Source organism: Candidatus Dormiibacterota bacterium (assembly GCA_035532835.1).
Taxonomy (GTDB): Bacteria; Vulcanimicrobiota; Vulcanimicrobiia; order Vulcanimicrobiales; family Vulcanimicrobiaceae; genus DAHUXY01.
This window is the reverse complement of sequence record DATKQG010000048.1, coordinates 17988-37645: the sequence shown is the minus strand read 5'-3', so window position 1 is coordinate 37645 and position 19658 is coordinate 17988. Positions and strand designations below refer to the sequence as shown.

Here is a 19658-nt window from a genome sequence, read left to right as displayed (position 1 = left end):
GGGATCGTATCGCGGGGCGGATCGATCTTGGCGAAGTGGTGCCTCGCGCACCATCAGGAAAACTTCCTCTACACGCACTTCGAAGACATCTGCGAGATCATGAAGGCGTACGACGTTGCGTTCTCGCTCGGCGACGGTTTGCGCCCGGGCTGCACCGCCGACGCGAACGATGCGGCCCAGTTCGGCGAATTGGAGACGCTCGGCGAACTCACGCAGGTTGCATGGAAGCACGACGTGCAGGTGATGGTCGAGGGCCCCGGCCACGTACCCATGCACCTGATCAAAGAGAACATGGAGAAGCAGCTCGAGATCTGTCACGAAGCGCCGTTCTACACGCTCGGCCCGCTCGTCACCGACATCGCCCCGGGATACGATCACATCACCAGCGCCATCGGCGCGGCGATGATCGGCTGGTTCGGTACCGCGATGCTTTGCTACGTGACGCCCAAAGAGCACTTGGGTTTACCGAATAAGAAAGACGTCAAGGACGGCGTGATTACTTATAAGATCGCCGCGCACGCGGCCGATCTTGCGAAGGGCCATCCGCGCGCGCACCATTGGGACGACGTGCTCTCGAAGGCGCGCTTCGAGTTTCGATGGGAGGATCAATTCAATCTCTCGCTCGATCCCGATACCGCGCGCGAATTTCACGACGAAACGTTACCCGCACCCGGGGCGAAGGTCGCGCACTTCTGCTCGATGTGCGGCCCGCATTTCTGCTCGATGAAAATTACGCAAGAAGTGCGCGAGTACGCCGCGAGCGGCATGGCCGAGAAGTCGCAAGAGTTTTTGGACAAAGGCGCCGAGGTGTACGTCGCAAGCAGCTAAGCCGCGGGCGATTCTCTTCGACCGCGACGGAACGATCGTCGCCGACGAGCCCTACAACGGCGATCCGGCGAAGGTCGTCCCGATTCCCGGCGCTCGCGAAGCGATCGATCGCCTTCGCGCGCGGGGGTTGCGCGTCGGCGTTATCACCAATCAGAGCGCGGTTGGTCGCGGGCTGATCAGCACGGCGCAGGTCGAGGACGTCAATCGGCGCGTCGAGGAGCTCCTTGGCGCGTTCGATGGCTGGTTCGTCTGCCCGCACGCACCTGACGATGCTTGCGAGTGTCGCAAACCAAAACCCAAGCTCGTGCTCGATGCGGCGCGTGCGTTCGGCGTCGAACCTGAATCGATCGTCGTCGTCGGAGATAGCGATGCGGATATGGGCGCTGCGGCTAACGCCGGTGCGAGCGCCATTCGCGTCGACCGGAACACGTCGCTAACCGGCGCGGTCGACGCTATTCTCGCGCGCTTGGATTAATGCGCGGCGCCGAGCCAGTAGTCGATGTCGGGGCCCTGCGCCGGAAGATCTGCCAGCGCGCTCTGCGGTAAGTGCACCGATGCCTGCAATAGATGCCATGCGTGGAGCACCTTGACGACGTAGTTTTGCGTCTCCGCGAACGGCGGGATGCCGCCGTACCGCACGACCGCTTCGGGGCCGGCGTTGTAGGCCGCGAACGCGAGCGAGTAACGGTCGGGGTTCGAGCCGAATTTCGCGATCAGGCCGCTGAGATAGCGCGCCGCCCCGGCGAGATTCTGCACCGGGTCGCGCGGGTCGACGTGAAGGTTTGCCGCGGTGCCGGGCATCAACTGCCCCAGGCCCATCGCGCCGGCATAGGAGACTGCATGGGTGTGCCAGCTCGATTCAACCGTGACGATCGCGGCCAAGACATTCGGGCTGATCTTCCAGCGAGCGGCGCTCGAAAGCAGATGGCTGGCCAGCGAGCGGCTCTGCCAGTCGGGCATCTGCGGGTTCGCGTGATGCAGCACCTTCGCGTAGGCGCGGATGGTCGTGGCGTTGGTTGGGACCGGTCGTTCGGCGGCACGTGCGAAGCTCGGAACGAGCACAAGTGCAAAACAGAGTCCCGCAAGGAGCGGGGCGCGTGATCGGCTCATCGGTCGGCGCTTCTTGGGCCCGGCGGGGATTCCCCCCGTGCGGTACGGAACCTGAGAGCGTCATGAGTCGCTACTCGGGAATGTCTCCAGGCAAGCGTCGCGCTTGGGGGATCGGGCTGGTTCTGTTCTTTGTCGTCATGTGCGGCATGATCGCTTGGTCGCAGTGGTATGCCGTCCACGTGAACGTCCCAAAGTACGAGCAGATGCAGAAGAGCAAGCCATGAAGCTCGAGGGAACGGGCAAACTCCTGCGCATCTTTATCGGCGAGAGCGATCGCCACGGGGCCCAGCCGCTCTATACCGCGATCGTCGAGCGAGCGCGAGCGGAGGGGCTCGGCGGAGCGACCGTTTTCAAGGGGATCGAGGGATACGGAGCGCACTCCGTCGTGCACGCTGCGCGCGTGTTCGATCTCTCGACGGATTTACCGGTGCTAATCGAACTGGTCGATAGCGAGGAGCGCATTCGTGCATTCATCCCGATCTTGGACGAACTGGTGCACGAAGGCATGATCACGATGGAAACGGTCGAGGTGATCCGCTACAAAAGCGGATCGCCCAGAGCGTAGCTGCGCCGTTGCTCGATTGGCGGACGCTCGCGGCGATCGCGCTCGGCGGCGGGTTTGGTTCGGTTCTTCGGTACGTCGTGGGCTTCGCCATTACGCAGCGGCTTGGCCCCGGGTTCCCATGGGGAACGTTCGTCATCAACGTCACCGGTAGCCTCATCATCGGCCTGGTGGCGGAACTCTCCGCAACGCGCGCGCTCGGCATCACCCCGCTGGTGCGCGTGTTCCTTATGGTGGGCGTGCTCGGCGGCTACACGACGTTCTCCGCGTTCTCGCTCGACATGGTGACGCTGGTCGGCGATCGCGCCGCGGGTTTGGCGTTGCTCTACGGCTTCGGCAGCCTCGCGTGCGGGTTCGTCGCGGCATTCGCGGGCATCGCGCTGGTGCGTGCTCTGCAACCTTAGGGACGCAGGCTGGGTCTTTCCGCGTTAATACGGCTTGACGACACCATAAGGAGACGGAGCATGGACGACAAGGAACTCCTCGAGCGCATCGAGGCCCTGGGTGCGGACGAGATCGACGCGCTGCCCGTAGGTGTCATCACCTTGGACCTGCAGGGCAAAATTCGGCGGTACAATCGCCTTGAGGCCGAGTTGGCTCGCCTCGACCAGAAATCGCAACTCGGCAAAGATTTTTTCCTCGACGTGGCTCCGTGCACGGCCAACCCGGATTTTCAGGGTCGGTTCACGGAACTGGTCGCCAAGCCGAGCGGCGTGATCAACTTCGATTACATTTTCCGTTTCTCGTGGGGCCACCAGCGGGTCCACATCACCTTCGTGCGCAAGGCCGGCCGTGACGACGTCGACGTTTTGGTGACGCGCGTCAGCGCATAAACCCCGTCTTTGATGATTCTTTGACCGCACGCGCGCAGGAGAGTCGCGCGCGTGCGGGGGACGGCTAGAAGAACTTCTAGGAGGTCCCAACACGTGAACCCACGCTTTTCGGCTGCTGCGTTGCTATGCGCGGCTCTCTCGCTTATGTGGGCTGCGCCCTCGCGGGCCGCTACGGCCGCGCCGGCCGCCAAGCCCAGCGCCGCGGCTAGCCCGAGCCCAAAGCCCTCCCCGACACCGACGCCGGGGCCGCCCTTCTCTAATATGAATTGGCGCGAGATCGGCCCGGCTGCGGCCGGTGGCCGGGTCGCCGCGGTCGCGGGCTCCGCGACCGATCCCAAACTCTACTACGTCGGCTCGGCCGGCGGCGGCGTCTGGAAAAGCGATAACAGCGGCCAGACCTGGACCGCCGTCTTTGCCAAGCAGAAGGTGGCCGCCATCGGCGCCGTCGCCATCGACCCGACCGATAACAACACCGTCTGGGTGGGAACGGGCGAGGACGACCCCCGCAACGACGTGAGCTACGGCGACGGCGTCTACAAGTCGACCGACGGCGGCAAGACGTGGACGGACATGGGCCTCAAGCAAACCAAATATATCTCGCGCATTCTGGTCGATCCGCGCGATCACAATCACGTCATCGTCGGCGCGCAAGGCGATATCTTCGCCGACAGCACGCATCGCGGGGTCTACGTGACCAACGACGGCGGCAAGACGTGGAAGCAGACGCTCTACGTGGGGCCGATGAGCGGCGTTTCCGATATGGCGATGGACGCGCAGAATCCCAGCATCCTGTACGCGGGCGTTTGGCAGTTTCGCCGTCAGCCGTGGACCTTCACGAGCGGCGGCCCGGACGACGGACTCTACAAGTCGACCGACGGCGGAAATTCGTGGACCAAGCTTACCGGGCACGGCCTTCCGACCGGCTTCACCGGCCGCATCGGCCTCGCTGTGGCTCCGAGCAACGGCAATCGCGTCTATGCGTTGATCGAATCCAGCCAAGGCATCCTCTGGCGCTCCGATAATGGGGGCGACACGTGGACGATGGAATCGAAGAATACGCTGATCGATCAGCGGCCGTTCTACTTCACGCACATCGCCGTCGATCCCAAGAACGCCGACAAGGTCTACGCCGTGTCGGAGGCACTCTCGATGTCGACCGACGGCGGAAAGACGTTCAAAGCGATTGCCGATCAGGTACACGTGGATTATCACGCGATCTGGATCGCGCCGAACGATCCCTCGCGTTTGATCGTCGGCGAAGACGGCGGCTACGCGCTCACGCTCGACGGCGGCGACAATTGGTTCTTCTCGGCAAATCTGCCGATCGGCCAAGTCTATCGCGTCGGTTTGAGCAACGAGAACCCGTACTGGGTCTGTGCGGGCTTGCAGGACAACAATGCGTGGTGCGCTCCAAACAACACGCAAGATCCGTCCGGCATTCAAAACAAAGCCTGGATCGCATCGGCCGGCGGAGACGGCGAATGGACGATTCCCGACCCGATCGATCCGAATTACCTCTGGGGCGATTCGGAGAACGGTTCGCTCACGGTTGAGAACAAAGTCACGAAAGACTCGTGGTTTATCGAACCCTACCTCCAGAACGTCAAAGAGCAGTTCGATAACCGCACCGCGCGCTATCGCTGGAATTGGGAATCGCCGATCGGTTTTGCGCCGTGGGACGGACACATCGCTTGGTTCGGCGGCAACGTCGTCTTTCAAACGACCGACCGCGGAATGCATTGGAAGGTGATCAGCCCGGATCTCACGCGAAACATCAAAGCGCACCAGAAACCCTCTGGCGGCCCGATCACGAACGACGTGTCGGGAGCCGAGGAAAGCGATACCATCCTGGACATCGAGGGATCGACGCTGCACAAGGGCGAGATTTGGGTGGGCACCGATGACGGGCTCGTTCAGCTCACGCTCGACGGCGGCAAACACTGGAGCAACGTCACCCCGCCCGGCGGCCCGGAATTCGGACGCTACGCGACCGTCGCTCCGTCGACGCTCGTCGATGGTACGGCCTACGCGGTGGAAGACGGGCATTATACCGGCGACAACGCGCCGTATGCGTTCGTGACCCACGATTTCGGCAAACATTGGACCTCGATCGTGAGCGGTTTGCCGAAGAGCGAATGGGCGCGTTCGATTCGCCCCGACATCCGGAACAAGAACCTCGTCTATCTCGGAACCGAAGAGGGCATCTGGATCTCGTACAACGGTGGGACGACCTGGCAGCCCTTCAAGAACAACCTGCCGACGGTCTCCGTGCACGACATCCGCATGCAACCGCAGTTCGACGATCTCGTGATCGCGACGCACGGACGCTCGGTCTACATCATGGACGACATGGCGCCGATCCAGCAGTTGCAAGAAGCGATCGCACATGGATCGTGGCTGTTCCAGCCGCGCACGAGCTACGAGTACAATCAGCGTGGAGACGACGAAGGTACGTACACCAATTATGCCGCGGCGAATCCGCCGACCGGCGTGATGATTACGTACTATCAAAACGCCGTGCAAAAAACCGCGCCGAAACTCGAGATCCTCGACGACCACGGCCGCGTGATCCGTACGGTGCAGGGCACGCACAAAGTCGGCGATAAGGAGATGCCGTACGTCCCCAACAAGGTGGGCTTGAACCGCTACGTGTGGGATTTCAGCATCGATGGGCCGATAAAGTGGATGGGTGCGGCCAAGAAATCCTATGAGGGGCCGGACTCCGGGCCACCGGTACCGCCGGGCTCCTACTCTGTCAGCATGACGCTGGGTGGGAAAAACTACGTCAAGTACTTCCAAGTCAAAGCCGACCCCCGCACGAAGTACACGCAGAAACAAATCGTGGATTCGTTCGTGCTCGCCAAAGAGTTCGAAGGGAAGTTCTCGAGCGTCGATACGATGCTGAACAACATCGATAGCATCACCAAGGCGCTTAACGCCGCTTCCGCGGCGGCTAAGAAGGCCAACGACACCGCGCTTGCAAGCAAGCTCGATGCCGCGCTGGCATCCCGCGACACCGTCTTCAACTTCCTGACGGCGGATTATCACAACGACGAAGATTCGATCGAGCGCCCGGGTGCGCTTCGTGAAGATCTGCAATTCGGGCAATACCTCGCCGGCACGGCGCTCACGCCCGCGATTCTCGATTCGGCGCGTCGCGTCAACGTCGAGTATCAATCCGGGGTTGCGCAGTACAATGCGTTCGTTACCAATGCCCTACCCGGCGTCGACGCCGCACTCAAAGCAGCCAATCAAAAGCCGTTACCGGCAATCTCAACGGTGCACGCGCAGTAGCGTGCACCCATCAACCCTCGTGGAGGAGGCATTAGCGTGAAAAAACGCATCGGTGCGATCGCCGCTTTGGCGGCAATCGCACTCCTGGGGCCAAGTATTGCATCCGCGGCGGATGCCCCGTATGCAGCGCTCAAATGGCGCAACATCGGCCCGGCGATCGCCGGGGGCCGCGTCGCGGGCGTGGCGGGCACCGATCAAGACCCGAACCTGTACTATTTGGCGACCGCCGGCGGCGGCGTGTGGAAGAGCGCCAACGGCGGCGCGACGTGGAAGGCGGTCTTCAACAATCAAGCCGTCTCGGCGATAGGCGCCGTGGCGATCGACCCGCGCAACGACAACGTCGTCTGGGCCGGTACCGGAGAAGCCAATCCGCGCAACGATGTCAGCTACGGCGACGGTCTCTATAAGACGACCGACGGCGGCAAGCATTGGAAGCGCGTCGGCCTCGCGCTCACGCGCAGCATCTCGCGCATCGCTATCGACCCGAAGAATCCCAATCACGTCGTCGTCGGCGCGTTCGGCGACCCGTTTAAGGACTCGACCCATCGCGGCGTCTACGTGACGTTCAACGGCGGTAAGACCTGGAGCAAATCGCTCTACGTCGGCCCGATGAGCGGCGCGAGCGACATCGCGATGAATCCGCAAAACCCGAGCGTGGTGTATGCGGGTATCTGGCAGTTTCGCCGCAAGCCGTGGACGTTCACCAGCGGCGGCCCGCAGGACGGTTTGTATAAATCGACCGACGGCGGACGCAAATGGAAGCGCGTCACCGGCAACGGCTTCCCGACCGGCTACACCGGCCGCATCGGGCTGGCGATAGCTCCGAGCAACCCCAATCGCGTCTATGCGCTGATCGAGGCGAAGGGCGGCATTCTGTGGCGCTCGGACGATGCGGGCGCGCATTGGAAGATGATGTCGAACGATACGCTGGTCGACCAGCGCCCGTTCTACTTCACGCATATCGCGGTCGATCCAAAGAACGAAAACCACGTCTATGCCGTCTCCGAGATGCTCTCGGAGAGCAAAGACGGCGGCAAAAAATTCAAAGAGATCGCAAAGAGCGTGCACGTGGATTACCACGCGATCTGGATCGCGCCGAATAATCCCAGCCGCATCATCACCGGCGAAGACGGCGGATACGCATTGACGCTGGACAACGGCAAGCACTGGTCGTTCTCGCGCAATCTGACGATCGGCGAAGTCTATCACGTCGGGCTCTCAAACGAGAACCCGTACACGATCTGCGCGCCGCTGCAGGACAACAACGGTTTCTGCGGCCCGTCGAACTCACTCGACAACGAAGGCATTCTCGACCGCCACTGGACCGACGTCGTCGGTGGTGATGGCGAATGGAGCGTACCGGACCCGATCGATCCCAACTACATCTGGTCGGATCTCGAAAACGGCGTCATACTCGTCTTCAATAAGCAGACGCAATCGAGCCGGTTCGTCATGCCGTACAACGCCTTCCCGGGCAGTTTCCTGGGCCCGTTCGATCTGAGCAAAGCCAAGTATCGCTTTAACTGGGATTCGCCGATCGCGTTCGCTCCATGGGACGGACACATCGGTTGGTTCGGTAGTGACGTCGTGTTCCAAACGACCGATCGCGGCGAGCATTGGACGGCGATCAGCCCGGATCTCACGCGCAATATCAAAGCCCATCAACAACCCTCCGGCGGACCGCTTGCGAAGGATGTCTCCGGTGCCGAGTACTCCGATACGATCCTGTACATTGAGGGATCGCAGTTGGACAAAGGCGAGATCTGGGTTGGAACCGATGACGGCTTGGTCCAGATGACGCGCGACGGCGGCACGACGTGGAACAAGGTGACGCCTCCGGGCGTTCCCGAGTACGCGCGTGTCGAAGCCACCTCGCCATCGCCGCTGGTTGCGGGCACCGCATACGTGAGTGCCGACAATCACCGGTTGGGCGATTACGCGCCGTATGCGTTCGTCACGCACGACTATGGTAAGACCTGGGCCAAGATCGTGACCGGTCTACCCCACGACCAGTACGTGCGTACGATTCGCCCCGACATTCGCAACCCCAACGTCGTCTACGCCGGAACCGAAAACGGTCTCTGGATCTCGTTCGACCAGGGAGCGCACTGGCAAAACTTCCGCAACAACCTCCCGCAAGTCTCGGTGCGCGATATCCGTCTGCAGCCGCAGTTCGACGATATCGTCCTCGCGACGCACGGGCGCGGCGTGTGGGTTCTCGACGATGCTTCGTCGATCCAACAACTCGCGGAAGCGCAAAAGGCCGGCGTGATGCTGTTCAAGCCTCGCACGTCCTACGAATATCACTACCACTCCAACGACGAAGGCATCTACACGCGGTACTCGGGCGCGAATCCGCCGAACGGTGCGATCGTCGACTTCTACCAAGCCAAACCGCAGGCGAAGGCTCCGGTCGTGCAGATTCTCGATGCAAAGGGCGCCGTGATTCGCACGATTATGGGCACGCATAAGGTTAAAGACAAAAACGTCCCGTTCGTAACGAATAAAGCCGGCATCAATCGCTTCGTGTGGGACTTCCACGAAACCGGGCCGACGCTCTGGATGGGCGCGGCGCGTGAGAAGTACCGTGGCCCCAAGGTCGGCGCCCTCGCCGTTCCGGGCACGTACACGGTGCGCATGACGCTCGACGGCAAGACGCTCGAGCAGAGCTTCGAAGTGAAGCCCGATCCGCGCGACCATTGGACGCAGGCCGATTACCAAGCCGGTTTCGACTTTGCAACCACGTATCTCGCGAAATACGGCAAGATCGACGACGTGCTCAACCACCTCGATACGATCGGTAAATCGCTGAACGCGGCGGCAGTTGCGGCCAAGGGCGACGCGTCGCTCGCGGCTCAGGTGACCAAAGCGCAGGCGCAGCGTAACGCGGTATTCTCCGCGTTCACCGCCGATTACAAGAACGACGAGGACTCGATCCAACGCCCCGGCTCGCTGCGCGAATCGGTGCCGCGGACGGGTTTCGGCGAACAGCAACCGCCGACGGCGGCGACCCTGACGTACGCGGCGGAATTTGATACCGCATATACGGCAGCGTTCGCGAAGTACAATGCCTTCGTACAGAGCCTCTCGGGGCTTTCGTCCGAATTGCATGCCAAAGGCAAGAAACCGGTCGCGGGAGCGATAACCATCACCCCATAGTGTGTGTATCGCAAACTCGGTCGTCGTTACTTTCGCGTAGTGGATTCCTGGGAGCGGTGGGCGCTGCGGCGCTCCCGCTCTTCGCGGATCCCGCGCGAGCGCTCGCCGCGGTTCAGGATGCGGCGGGCGAGCAAGCCAGCCTGATGATTCCCGCGGGTCTGGCGCCCGCCAACGAACGAGCCGCTCGCATTGCGAGCGGCTCGCCGTACATTCGAGCCCACGTCGCGCAAATTACCGCACTTGCCGCCTCGATCGGCGATGCGACGCTGCGCGCCGACGTGCTCGATTTATTGAGTCTGCCCGTTCCGCGTTACATGCGGCGCTACCCCAGCCCGGCCTCGCAGCTCGCGATGCGCGACGCGATGGCGTTCGCGGATTTTATCGCTCCCGACGCGCCCGTATCGGGCGTCTTTCCGCCGATGTCGCCGGTGTTGGGTTACGCGCAGCCGTTCTGGAGCGCGCCCGGTTCGGATACGAACGGCCACCACAGCTACCCCGGCGGCTTGTGCGTGCACGAACTCTTTAACGCGCGTATGGGCGAGCAGTTTACCCGCATCTACGACCTGCAGTATTTCAACGGCCGCTCCACGGTGGATCGGAACCTGGCGATCGGTGCGGCGCTCTACCACGACATCATGAAGACGATGGTCTTTCAGTACAACGCGGACGGAACGTTTTTTGACGAGTTGCTCATCGGCAATACCGGCGGACACCACGTCCTCTCGGGCGCCGAGGCGATCGCTCGGGGCCGGGACGCGCGTTTCGTAACGGTGCTGCTGAGCGCGCACGCTGCGCCGTCGCTCGGGGATCAAGCCAAGGTCGCGACCTGGTGCCGCGCGGCCGCGATGCTGGCCGGCGTCGACCCGGTCGAATACGGGTTAGTGCGTAAAACCGATAACGGATACGAGCTTGCGACGCTTCCCGCGATCGAATGCTTCGTGAACCACCTCAGCGACCACGACTACGTGCTCGCCATCGACGCAGCGCACCACGTGCGGCCGATGCTTGCTGCCGTCGCCCCGCGGTTCGGCGTCAACCCTCGCGACCCGGCGGCGCTTAATTGGTGGCGCCTGCAAGTCTGCTCGCATGCCACCGAAATCGCGCTCTATCACGAGCTGACAAGGGGCGAGGCGGCCTTCGTCGCAGCGGTCGGTTCGGCGCTGTAGAAGGCGAAGAAGGGAGCGCTCGATCGCTGGCCGCAGGTCTCGCAGTTTTTTCTTGCGATGGTGCAGAAGCTTGGACGTCCCGATACGTTCGCGATCCATCCGGTGATCTGCGTGGTAACGATCGCATTCATTGCCAAGACCGTACCGGAGACCAAGCGCGAGCTCTTGGAATCGATCCAAGTTTGAGGCAGCTATGAGCCGAGCGTTCGTAAAAGATGACGACAGCGGCCCCGAGCCGATCGTCCCTCGCCCCGTCAGCGAGGCCCCGAACTACGTGACCCCGCGCGGCTACGCCTTACTCGAGCGCGCGCTCGAGGCCGCGCAGGCTGCGGCGGACGAACGCGAAGTGCAGTATTACCGGCAACGCTTGGATAGCGCGATCGTCGTCAGACCGTCGATCCGTGTGAAGCGGGTCATCGAATTCGGGGCAACGGTAACCGCGCACGACGCCACGGGCGCTTCGCTGACCATCCGCATCGTCGGCGAAGACGAAGCCGACCCGACGCAGGGTTTGGTGAGTTGGGAATCTCCGATCGCGAAAGCGTTTACGGACCATCGCGTCGGCGATCGCGTGGTCGTGCAGCGGCCCGCGGGACCGCTCGCCTACACGATCGACGACGTCCACTACGAATGAAGGGCGCTTCACACTGCGGCTCGTTCGTGCCCCGGCGCAGCCTTATATAGTAAGACCCTAGTTCTCTTTACGCGAAAGCATGACGCTTCGTCCTTAGGTGTCTTTTGTCACGGGAGAACGTTAACACAACCACAATACGGCGGTTCGTTACTACTTCAGTTTCATGACGGAGGATGTTCATGAACGGATCTATTGTACGATTACGCCATTTTATCGCGCCGCTTTTCGGCGCGGCATTACTTGGAACGCTGATCGCCGGTTGCGGCGGCGGCGCCACTTCGGGCCCCACCGGGGCGGTTCCTAAACTCGCGACACCAACCCGAAGCCTTACGCATGCGGTATTGCACATCAGCCGCTCCTCGATCCCATCGGTGATGGCAAAGCTCGTTCGTTCGGGCGCATATGCCTCGCCGGTTAAGGGAAAAAAAATTAAACAGCTCGCCCACGTGATGACGGTTTCGCAAGGACTCGATCTCGTCAATAACGGCGGGCCGGTGATGGCCGGTGCGACCGTCTATAACATTCTGGTGAACTGCGCCGACGAAAGCTGCTGGGGCGGCGAGATCGGCCAATTCGAGAACGACCTCTTCTCGAACGGCGGCGGAACAGGCATGATCAATATTCTCGACCAGTACATCGGCCAGAGCGCGACCGGCGCGTATGCCGACGGCGGCGATTACCCGGTGACCTACAACACTTCATCGCAGCTTGGCGATCAAGACATCGATAATATCGTGTATCAAGTTGCGACGGCGAACAACATTCCAACCGGCTATAACACGATGTTTAACGTGTTTCTCGCGAGCGGCGTCCAGCAGTGCAGCCAGGCAGCGGGCGGATGCTACGGCCAGCAGTACTGCGCCTATCACGGCAGCAACGACTACAGCGATATCGGCCACGCGATCTATTCGGTGGAACCATACCAAGATATCCAGGGCTGCCAAGTGAGCAATCTGCCTTCACCCAATGGATCGACGGCAGACTCCACCGCATCGACCGCATCGCACGAAATGTTCGAGGCCTTCACCGATCCTGACGTGGCGATCAACAACGTCGCCTGGTACAACCAGACCGGCGGCGAAATCGGCGATCTGTGCGCGCCGGCAGCCGGCGTCCCCACCGGCAACGTGCAACTCGGGGCCGATACCTGGGAGATTCAAATGGAGTACGATAACAACGTCTCCGACTGCTCGTACTCGCCATAGGGCGACGCGTGACGTAACGGCACGACGGGCCATCGCTTGCTTTAGCGGTGGCCTGTTTCGTTGCCGGCGATGGGTGGTAGAATGCAGTATGCAAAAGCGAATAGTAGCGATGGCAGCCGCCTTTATCTGCGCGAGCGCCGCAACCGGCATTGCGCCCGCCTTAGCGGGCTCTTCATTAGGCTCGGTCCGCGTCGCGGTGCGCGACAGCGCACAGCAGCCGCTGATTGGCGCGCCGATTGAGGTGCAGAGCGGGGGCTCCTACCGGCAGGTCTTCACCGACCGGCACGGGGTTGCGGTCGTTTCAAACCTGGCGCCCGGGCGAACGCTGATTCGCTTGACTACCGAAGCCGCGGCATGCCCGCAACTCGTCACGATCATGGCCGGCGAGACCGTACAAGCGCAGATGCGCACGCAACCCGCGGACGCCGCGCTGAATTGCACGGCCCACGTCGCGCGCCCGCAAGCGTCGCTCACGACCGATCTGTACGATATCTGGTAAGGTGGACTAGGCACGAGGCCGGCGCTCAACGCAGGCCGCGCTCCAACAGCGCGGCACGCAGCGCCGTGCGCCCGTTGACCCCGTAGGCGTCGTATACGGCTTGGATCTCGCGCTTGAGCGTAAATTCACTGCGACTGAACCGCTGCGAGAGCGCCGCGAGTTCGAGCCCTTCACCCAGCGCCAGCGCGAGCTGGCGACGCATCGCACTTAAACCCTCCGGATGAGCCGCAGATGCCGGCGCCCCGTTGGTTTTGAGGTTGGCGTAGACGACGCTCTTGGGAAAGTGCGACGCATGCGTGCGCGCGCGCTCGAGCCACGTCGGATCGTTGCTGGTTTCGGCTAACCCCTCCGCGGCGAGGGCCGCGCGGAAATGGTGCCCGGTCGAAGAGAAAATCGTGTACGCGATTTCGAATGCGCGGAAGGCGCTGGAGGTATTGCCCAATACCTGCTGCACGCGCCCGGTGGCGTACTTTTCAAACCCGACGTTGCGGCGGTCGTGCGCGATCGCCAGCGTCGGATCGATGCTATCGGTTCCCAGGCGAATGTAGGTGGAAACGTAGCGTTGGGCCTGCGCCATATCCACCGTGGCAAACAGGATCGCAAGGGCCACCAGCGCTTGACGCTCCTCGTTGGTCGTCGCGGCCCAACTGACGTCGCGCGCGAGACCGTGCGCGTGCAGCAGCTCGTCGGTCGCCCACACGTCGTTATGATTCATCCGTGCGACGTACGCGCGATCCACGTGCGCCGTCACCTGCCACGCCTGGCTCGGCGCGAGCTCCTTAGCGTCGCGCAACAGCCACTGCGCGCGCGCCGAGTCGCCCTGGAGGAATGCGTGCCAGGCCAGGATCCGAACCGTCAGAAAGCGGTCTTCGGCTAGATCCGCCGTCCATTGCGTCGATTCGTAGGCGCTTTCGCAAACCGCAACCGCAACGTTGTCGCCCACTTCCAGGCCGATGCGGCTCAACGCGTGGATCGCGCGAGATTTCGCTTGGCTATCGCAGCAATCGGGATGCTCCGCGGCGATCTGTAACGCCGCGCTTAAGTCTTCGATCTGCCGATCGAACATCTCGCGCCCGGCGAACATCCAACCGCGAACGATCAACGCCTCGAAGCGAAGCCCCGCCTCGCCGTCACCGACCGCTAGACGTACGTCCGGGGTATCGACGTCGTAGTCGCGGGTGAGCCACCGAAGGCGCATGCGCTGGTAGGCAAGGCGCGCTGCGCCGGCGGGGTGCGACTGCTCGACGATGCTCTGCGCGGAGTTGAACATCTCCAGCGCCGATTCGAAGTTCCGGCTATTGGCATACGCCTTGCCGGACGCGAGGTAGTAGCCGAACCGCCCGATTTCGCTGACAAATACGTCGCTGTAGCGCGCCAAGGTCTCCAACGCCAGCACCGGATCGCGGCGTGTGAGCACTTCGACGCGCGCCAGCACGCCTTGTTCGTCGAACGGTGACGGCCACTCTTCGCACGACGCGAGCAACTCGAGCGCGCGGTCGTACTGCGCCTCTCGAATGCACCCCCGTGCGAGCTCCAGCCGATCCTGATGCACGATCTGAGACCCGCTCTAGTCCTGGATCGTTCCGACTTGCGTTGTTGCGCCGGCCGTGACGTTCACCGTCGGACCGTTCAGTATCGACCCGGTTGAACTCTGGCCGCTTGCGGACAATTGCTGGCCGCTTGCGGTCGTGTAGTTGTTGAAGATCACCACGTGATAGGTACCGCCGATGATGGTGTGCATCGTAAACGTACCGTCGGTATCCGTATCGACCGTATTGGCGACGTTGCCATTCGAGTCAAACGCTACAACCGTAGCGCCATACACGGGCGTTCCCGATGAACTGAGCACGGTTCCGGCGATCTTTCCGGCCTCTACGGTCGGGACCGCGAAGAGCGTCGGACGAGCCACGAGCGAACCGTCGCTCTGCTGAGCGATCGATTCGAGCGCGTTGAAGTCGGCGATAACGTCCTCGGCGGGATTATCTCCGACCATGAACGGCGCCGTGATGGTCATAGCCACCGTACCGGGCGATACGGACGTCGTCTGCGTCGTTTTTCCAGCGCCGACGGTACTCTGTGTTTCGGCGTTGGTGAGGAAATCGAGCGGATACGTGACGTTGTTTGCTACCACGCCGCTGGATTTCACATCGATGACGAATTGCAGTTGCTGATAGAACCCGTTGAACACGCTGCCGATCCCAATTGAAGACGGATCGGTTTGCGCCGCCAACACGTTCACAACGTACGGCGTCGGGTAGGAAGCAAGTGTCGTCTTCACCCCATCCGAGATCACCGCGACGCTATCGATACCGATGTTGATAGCCGACGGCGATAAGTTTCCGATGCGCGGCGGCGCGTCGGTCAACAGAATCCCAATCGACGACGTCGGGATGCCGCCGAGCGTATCTTTCGTCGTGATGGAACGCGGCGCGACGGGCATAAGACCGTTCGAGCCGGTGCCTTGCGAACCGCTGCACGCCGAAAGCGCAAAGAGCAAAGCGATGATGGTGATACGAAGTTGCTTTGAATATTCCACGATATGCCTCCAGCACACAATAGCAAGCTCAGCCACGCATAAACGCGGCATTGCCCGTCGATCCCACAACCCAATTCCCGCACACCAGGGGACCCCAGTATAGCTCGCGCTACACAGCAATCAAGAGAACGTGCCAGTCGTAAAGTCCCGTTTTGTGTAAAGACTCGGAAAAAATGCCGCTTGCAACGTGCATTTATGTAAATGTTTAGTCCGAAATACCTAAAGATTGCGCAAAAAAAAGCCGCTCTTGCGAACAATGGCGGCCGCTATTTCATAGGGGAGCGTGGACTAGACGTCGCGGGTGGCGAAGCTGCGCACGGCGATCGCGGTGACGGCCACCACCCACACGACGCTCCACGCCAGCATTGCCGGCGGAGGCGGCGAGAGCACGAAGAAGGGCCCCGGCCAGCCGCTCAACCCGAATTGCGCGACTAGGACAACCGGCTGGAGCTGGTAGACGGCAACGCGCCACAAGGCATCCGACGGCAGCAGCAGCTGCGAGATGACGCCGATACGCAGCAGCGTTTCGTTGTGGTAGACCGGGCCGAAGCTCGCGACGATGCCTACGATCCAGGATACGCCGAATCCGACGACCGCAACGATGCTGGTGGCAACGGTTTGCAGCCGAGATGCGACCGCCAGCGTTAGGCAGAGCATCACGATCGCGAGCGCCGCGAGCGCAGCGATTGCGGCGATGGGGTGCGGCGGCTGGTAGCCGGTGACCGCATCGATCACCGCAAATTCCAGGCCGCCGGAGATTGCGGCGTACGCGCACAAGAGCGCGCCGAGCCCGAGCGCCTTTCCCACCACCACCGCCCCGTGTGAAATCGGGCGCGCGAGCACCGGCAGCAATACGCCCGATTCTATTTCCGCCGAGAGCATCGTCGCGCCCAACACGATTGCGGCAAATGCCAGGATAAAGCTGAAGAGATAGGCGATGAGCGGCACCAACGCCGCGGTAACGGCGCGAACCTCCAGCGGGCTGAGCGCGACTCCATGCTGCTTATGGATGGTATGGATGTGCTGCAAGCCCCAGCCCGTTAACGCTACCAGCGCGAGCGTGCCGAGAAGTGCCGCGATCGCGAAGCGCCGGCGAACCATCTCGCGAACGGTCATCCATGCGATGGTAATCACGGCGACCCCGCGAGTTCGATAAATCGTTCTTCAAGTGTCTGGACGATCGGTTCGACGGCATAGACGCGGGCCCGCGCCGTTACGAGCGCTGCGACGATCTCGGGCGTGCGCTCGTGCGCGACGTCGCGGAGCACGATCGCGCCGTTGCTTTCGGTGACGTCCCCGAACGACGCGAGCGTCGCATGTAGCGAAACGCCGTCCGCTCGCGCGCGAATGCGCAGGCCTCGTTGCTCGCCGAGAATCTCCTCACGCGTGCCGCTTGAGATGACCCTTCCGGATTTCACGATCGCGATGCGATCGCAGACGAGTTCCACCTCGGTCAGCAAATGCGAATTGAGAAAGACGGTGGTACCGCGCTCGCGTAGCCCGGCCAGGAGCGCCCGCACGTCGTAGCGCCCGAGGGGGTCGAGCGCGGAGGTGGGCTCGTCGAGGACGACGAGCGCGGGATTGCCGAGCAGCGCAACGCCCAGGCCTAGACGCTGTTGCATGCCCTTCGAATACGTCGCGACCCGATCGTCTGCGCGCTCGCTCAATCCTACGGCGGTGAGTGCGCGAGCGATATCCGGCGTACGCTGCGCCGCGTTCGTGCCCAGCAGTGAGGCGTGGAACGCGAGCACCTCTCGCGCGCTCAGCCACTCGGGATAGCGAAAGAGCTCCGGCAAGTAGCCGATACGTCGTCGCGTTTCACGATCGCCGATCGGCGCACCCAACACGTGCGCGGTTCCGGACGTTGGGCGGACCAAGCCCAGCAACATCTTCACCGCCGTCGTCTTTCCGGCGCCGTTCGCGCCGAGAAAGCCGAAAATGGAGCCGCGTTCGACGCGCAATGTCAGGTCGCTCAATGCCGTAACGGTGCCGTAGCGCTTTGCGAGCGCCACGGCACCGACGGCAAGGCTAGCGGAGGCTGTCGGCAAGTGCGATCGCTTCGCTCTTCTTGAGCGAGCCCACTACGGCGTAGATGACGGAGCCTTTCTGCCAGAGTACGCCGGCGCCCAGGCCCGTTTGATCGCCCAAGGCAAGGCCCTCCACGCCATCGACGCGCACGGGCGAGGCCGTTTGTTTATCGATCTGCAGCGGGATCGGCAGCGTACGCGATGGGTCGGTGATGGCGTGCAGTTGCGCCGCGACATCCGCCGGAAGATTGGGCATAGCGAACAGGTAATTCGCGAGCGTCGTTAGCGATGCCCCGGTAGAGGTAACCGACGGCGCTTTCGACTCGACGAGGAGGATCATATTATCGAGGCCGTGAGCCCGCAGATCCTTCGCGCTTTTGGGGACGTTTCCGTATGCGCGCACGATCGCGGAGGGGAAGGTGACGCGAATGGTCGAGCCGTCGAGCCCGGCCGGCATGGGCGGCAGGTTGCGATGGTTGCGGAGTTCGTACGCGCGGGCCTTCGCTGCGCTGAACGTAAAGGCCACGGTCGACGATTCCGTTAGATAGGTTTGCGTGCGTGCCGGAACACCACGCGGTGCGACGGAGAAACTGCGCGGCGCGAGCCCGGTGACTGCGGCAGCGTGCTCGAGCGAGACGGGCTGCTCGCGAGTTTTGAGCGAGCGACGCGGACTCTGTTGCAACGTTCCGAAGGCCTTCAGGCTTGGCATGAGGCGCATTTGCTCGCTGTCGGTTGCGGTAATGGCCAGCGGCACGAATTGATGGGGTTCGAAGATGGTGAGCATCTGCGCGGCGAAGCCGCCGAGCGGCGTGAAGATAAGCGCGCATACGAGTACCGCTGCGGCCGCAAGCCCCGCCAAACCAGGGGACCATGCGGCAGCGCTGCGCTTCGCATTATTGGAATACTGCTGCATATGGGCGTATGCTCGCGCGCTATCGACGGCCGGAAGCGGCCCGGAGAAGGCGCGTTCGCCGACGCGTGCATTGGCGAGGATGTCGTCGTAGCGCGCGTGACACGTCGCGCAGCCTGCGAGATGCGCCGTCATGCTTGCATCGATACGTTCCGGCTCGTCGATCGAGCGTCGAAGGATGGAGTCATCGTAGTGTTGCACGTTCGATTTCCTTTTTGAGGGCGCGTTCCGCTCGCGCGAGCCGCGTCCCGATCTGGGCGGTGTCGATCCCGAGAGTTTGGGCGATCTCGCGGTAGGTGGATCCGCCGTAGCGCAGCGCGAGCAGCTCCGCATCGTGCGGACGAAGACGGAGCAGCGCCGCGCGGACGACGAGTTGCATCTGATCCCGATCCAGGAGCGCGAGCGGGTCCATGGCAGCCTGGGCTTCGTGTAGGAGCGGGCGGCGGAGCCGAAACTCCGCGAGTTCCCGCGCGATGCGCCGTTTGCGCGATCGGATGAGGTTGAGTGCGCGATGGGCCACCGCGATGCTCAGCCAACCGGCGGCGGCAGGCACGGGCTCGCGGTGCGTGCGGACGAATTGCATGAAGGCTTCTTGCGCGACGTCCTCGGCATCGGCGCGATCGCCGAGGACGCGGTACGCGATAGCGACCAGCCGGGGATACTGCTCCGCAAAGAGCGCTTCGAGGCTTGACGATGATGGTGCGATAGAGACGGCTACCACGCGATCCGGTCCCTTCCTTTCGGGTTCATATCGCCAAAGCACCGCGGGTCTCACGTTTGTAACGTCGCACGAGGGTATCTGTAAATGACCCGAGTCGCATTGTTTCGACCCGGCGCTCGGGGGTAGAAGATAACAGCCTCACAGCAGGGCCGTCCCGGGATCGAGCGATCGTTC

At 62.4% G+C, this 19658-nt stretch carries 19 protein-coding genes and 1 pseudogene; 13 read left to right on the top strand and 7 right to left on the bottom strand.

Annotated elements, in window-relative coordinates:
• The coding region (thiC, locus tag VMW12_06415; GenBank protein ID HUZ49363.1) for a phosphomethylpyrimidine synthase ThiC at positions 1 to 828 on the top strand (828 nt) is incomplete at its 5' end.
• A 10-nt stretch (positions 829 to 838) separates the two neighbouring features.
• Positions 839 to 1303 (top strand): HAD-IIIA family hydrolase, encoded by a 465-nt coding sequence (locus VMW12_06410; protein HUZ49362.1) that lies wholly within the window; start codon positions 839 to 841, stop codon positions 1301 to 1303.
• Here VMW12_06410 and VMW12_06405 read toward each other — a convergent pair.
• Complete coding sequence (locus tag VMW12_06405) at positions 1300 to 1938, bottom strand: transglycosylase SLT domain-containing protein (protein ID HUZ49361.1); 639 nt, start codon at positions 1936 to 1938, stop codon at positions 1300 to 1302. The genes VMW12_06410 and VMW12_06405 overlap by 4 nt on opposite strands.
• 62 nt (positions 1939 to 2000) lie before the next feature.
• On the opposite strand from VMW12_06405, the gene VMW12_06400 reads away from it, so the two are divergent.
• From VMW12_06400 to VMW12_06350, 11 genes and pseudogenes are all read left to right on the top strand, one after another.
• Positions 2001 to 2162, top strand: a complete 162-nt coding sequence (locus tag VMW12_06400; GenBank protein HUZ49360.1) for a hypothetical protein — start codon at positions 2001 to 2003, stop codon at positions 2160 to 2162.
• A complete protein-coding gene (locus VMW12_06395) occupies positions 2159 to 2503 on the top strand; it encodes a DUF190 domain-containing protein (protein HUZ49359.1) in 345 nt (114 codons plus the stop codon). The genes VMW12_06400 and VMW12_06395 overlap by 4 nt, the downstream gene beginning before the upstream one ends.
• A gap of 8 nt (positions 2504 to 2511) precedes the next feature.
• A complete protein-coding gene (gene crcB, locus VMW12_06390; GenBank protein ID HUZ49358.1) occupies positions 2512 to 2904 on the top strand; it encodes a fluoride efflux transporter CrcB in 393 nt (130 codons plus the stop codon).
• 60 nt (positions 2905 to 2964) lie between these two features.
• Positions 2965 to 3333, top strand: coding sequence for a PAS domain-containing protein (locus VMW12_06385; protein HUZ49357.1), 369 nt, complete (start codon positions 2965 to 2967; stop codon positions 3331 to 3333).
• 93 nt (positions 3334 to 3426) lie between these two features.
• The gene (locus tag VMW12_06380) at positions 3427 to 6627 is read left to right on the top strand and encodes a hypothetical protein (GenBank protein ID HUZ49356.1); all 3201 of its coding nucleotides are present in this window, start codon (positions 3427 to 3429) and stop codon (positions 6625 to 6627) included.
• Between the two features lie 36 nt (positions 6628 to 6663).
• Entirely contained in the window at positions 6664 to 9786 is a 3123-nt protein-coding gene (locus tag VMW12_06375; protein HUZ49355.1) for a hypothetical protein, read from the top strand.
• Positions 9787 to 9842: 56 nt separating this feature from the next.
• Complete coding sequence (locus tag VMW12_06370) at positions 9843 to 10952, top strand: HDIG domain-containing protein (protein HUZ49354.1); 1110 nt, start codon at positions 9843 to 9845, stop codon at positions 10950 to 10952.
• A 48-nt stretch (positions 10953 to 11000) separates the two neighbouring features.
• Positions 11001 to 11138: pseudogene (locus VMW12_06365) on the top strand (MFS transporter).
• A gap of 7 nt (positions 11139 to 11145) precedes the next feature.
• Positions 11146 to 11586, top strand: coding sequence for a GreA/GreB family elongation factor (locus VMW12_06360; protein HUZ49353.1), 441 nt, complete (start codon positions 11146 to 11148; stop codon positions 11584 to 11586).
• A 179-nt stretch (positions 11587 to 11765) separates the two neighbouring features.
• Complete coding sequence (locus tag VMW12_06355) at positions 11766 to 12791, top strand: hypothetical protein (GenBank protein HUZ49352.1); 1026 nt, start codon at positions 11766 to 11768, stop codon at positions 12789 to 12791.
• 109 nt (positions 12792 to 12900) lie between these two features.
• Entirely contained in the window at positions 12901 to 13290 is a 390-nt protein-coding gene (locus VMW12_06350; GenBank protein ID HUZ49351.1) for a hypothetical protein, read from the top strand.
• A gap of 25 nt (positions 13291 to 13315) precedes the next feature.
• Here VMW12_06350 and VMW12_06345 read toward each other — a convergent pair whose 3' ends face one another.
• From VMW12_06345 to VMW12_06320, 6 genes are all read right to left on the bottom strand, one after another.
• Positions 13316 to 14842, bottom strand: a complete 1527-nt coding sequence (locus tag VMW12_06345; GenBank protein HUZ49350.1) for a hypothetical protein — start codon at positions 14840 to 14842, stop codon at positions 13316 to 13318.
• Positions 14843 to 14857: 15 nt separating this feature from the next.
• A complete protein-coding gene (locus VMW12_06340; GenBank protein HUZ49349.1) occupies positions 14858 to 15826 on the bottom strand; it encodes a carboxypeptidase regulatory-like domain-containing protein in 969 nt (322 codons plus the stop codon).
• Between the two features lie 288 nt (positions 15827 to 16114).
• Complete coding sequence (locus VMW12_06335) at positions 16115 to 16960, bottom strand: ABC transporter permease (GenBank protein HUZ49348.1); 846 nt, start codon at positions 16958 to 16960, stop codon at positions 16115 to 16117.
• Positions 16957 to 17874 carry an ABC transporter ATP-binding protein gene (locus tag VMW12_06330; protein ID HUZ49347.1) on the bottom strand — a complete coding sequence of 306 codons (918 nt, stop codon included), beginning with the start codon at positions 17872 to 17874 and terminating at the stop codon, positions 16957 to 16959. Before VMW12_06330 ends, VMW12_06335 begins: the two co-directional genes overlap by 4 nt.
• Positions 17855 to 18964: a hypothetical protein gene (locus VMW12_06325; GenBank protein HUZ49346.1), complete on the bottom strand. Its 1110-nt coding sequence runs from the start codon at positions 18962 to 18964 to the stop codon at positions 17855 to 17857. The genes VMW12_06330 and VMW12_06325 overlap by 20 nt, the downstream gene beginning before the upstream one ends.
• On the bottom strand, positions 18948 to 19484 hold the full coding sequence (locus VMW12_06320) for a sigma-70 family RNA polymerase sigma factor (protein HUZ49345.1): 537 nt from the start codon (positions 19482 to 19484) through the stop codon (positions 18948 to 18950). The genes VMW12_06325 and VMW12_06320 overlap by 17 nt, the downstream gene beginning before the upstream one ends.
• Positions 19485 to 19658 lie beyond the last annotated feature (174 nt).

Bases quoted from the DNA above. Each gene is read 5' to 3' on its own strand.
- VMW12_06405 (HUZ49361.1), bottom strand. From the start codon at position 1,938: ATGAGCCGATCACGCGCCCCGCTCCTTGCGGGACTCTGTTTTGCACTT.
- VMW12_06400 (HUZ49360.1), top strand. From the start codon at position 2,001: ATGAGTCGCTACTCGGGAATGTCTCCAGGCAAGCGTCGCGCTTGGGGG.
- VMW12_06395 (HUZ49359.1), top strand. From the start codon at position 2,159: ATGAAGCTCGAGGGAACGGGCAAACTCCTGCGCATCTTTATCGGCGAG.
- VMW12_06385 (HUZ49357.1), top strand. From the start codon at position 2,965: ATGGACGACAAGGAACTCCTCGAGCGCATCGAGGCCCTGGGTGCGGAC.
- VMW12_06360 (HUZ49353.1), top strand. From the start codon at position 11,146: ATGAGCCGAGCGTTCGTAAAAGATGACGACAGCGGCCCCGAGCCGATC.
- VMW12_06355 (HUZ49352.1), top strand. From the start codon at position 11,766: ATGAACGGATCTATTGTACGATTACGCCATTTTATCGCGCCGCTTTTC.
- VMW12_06350 (HUZ49351.1), top strand. From the start codon at position 12,901: ATGGCAGCCGCCTTTATCTGCGCGAGCGCCGCAACCGGCATTGCGCCC.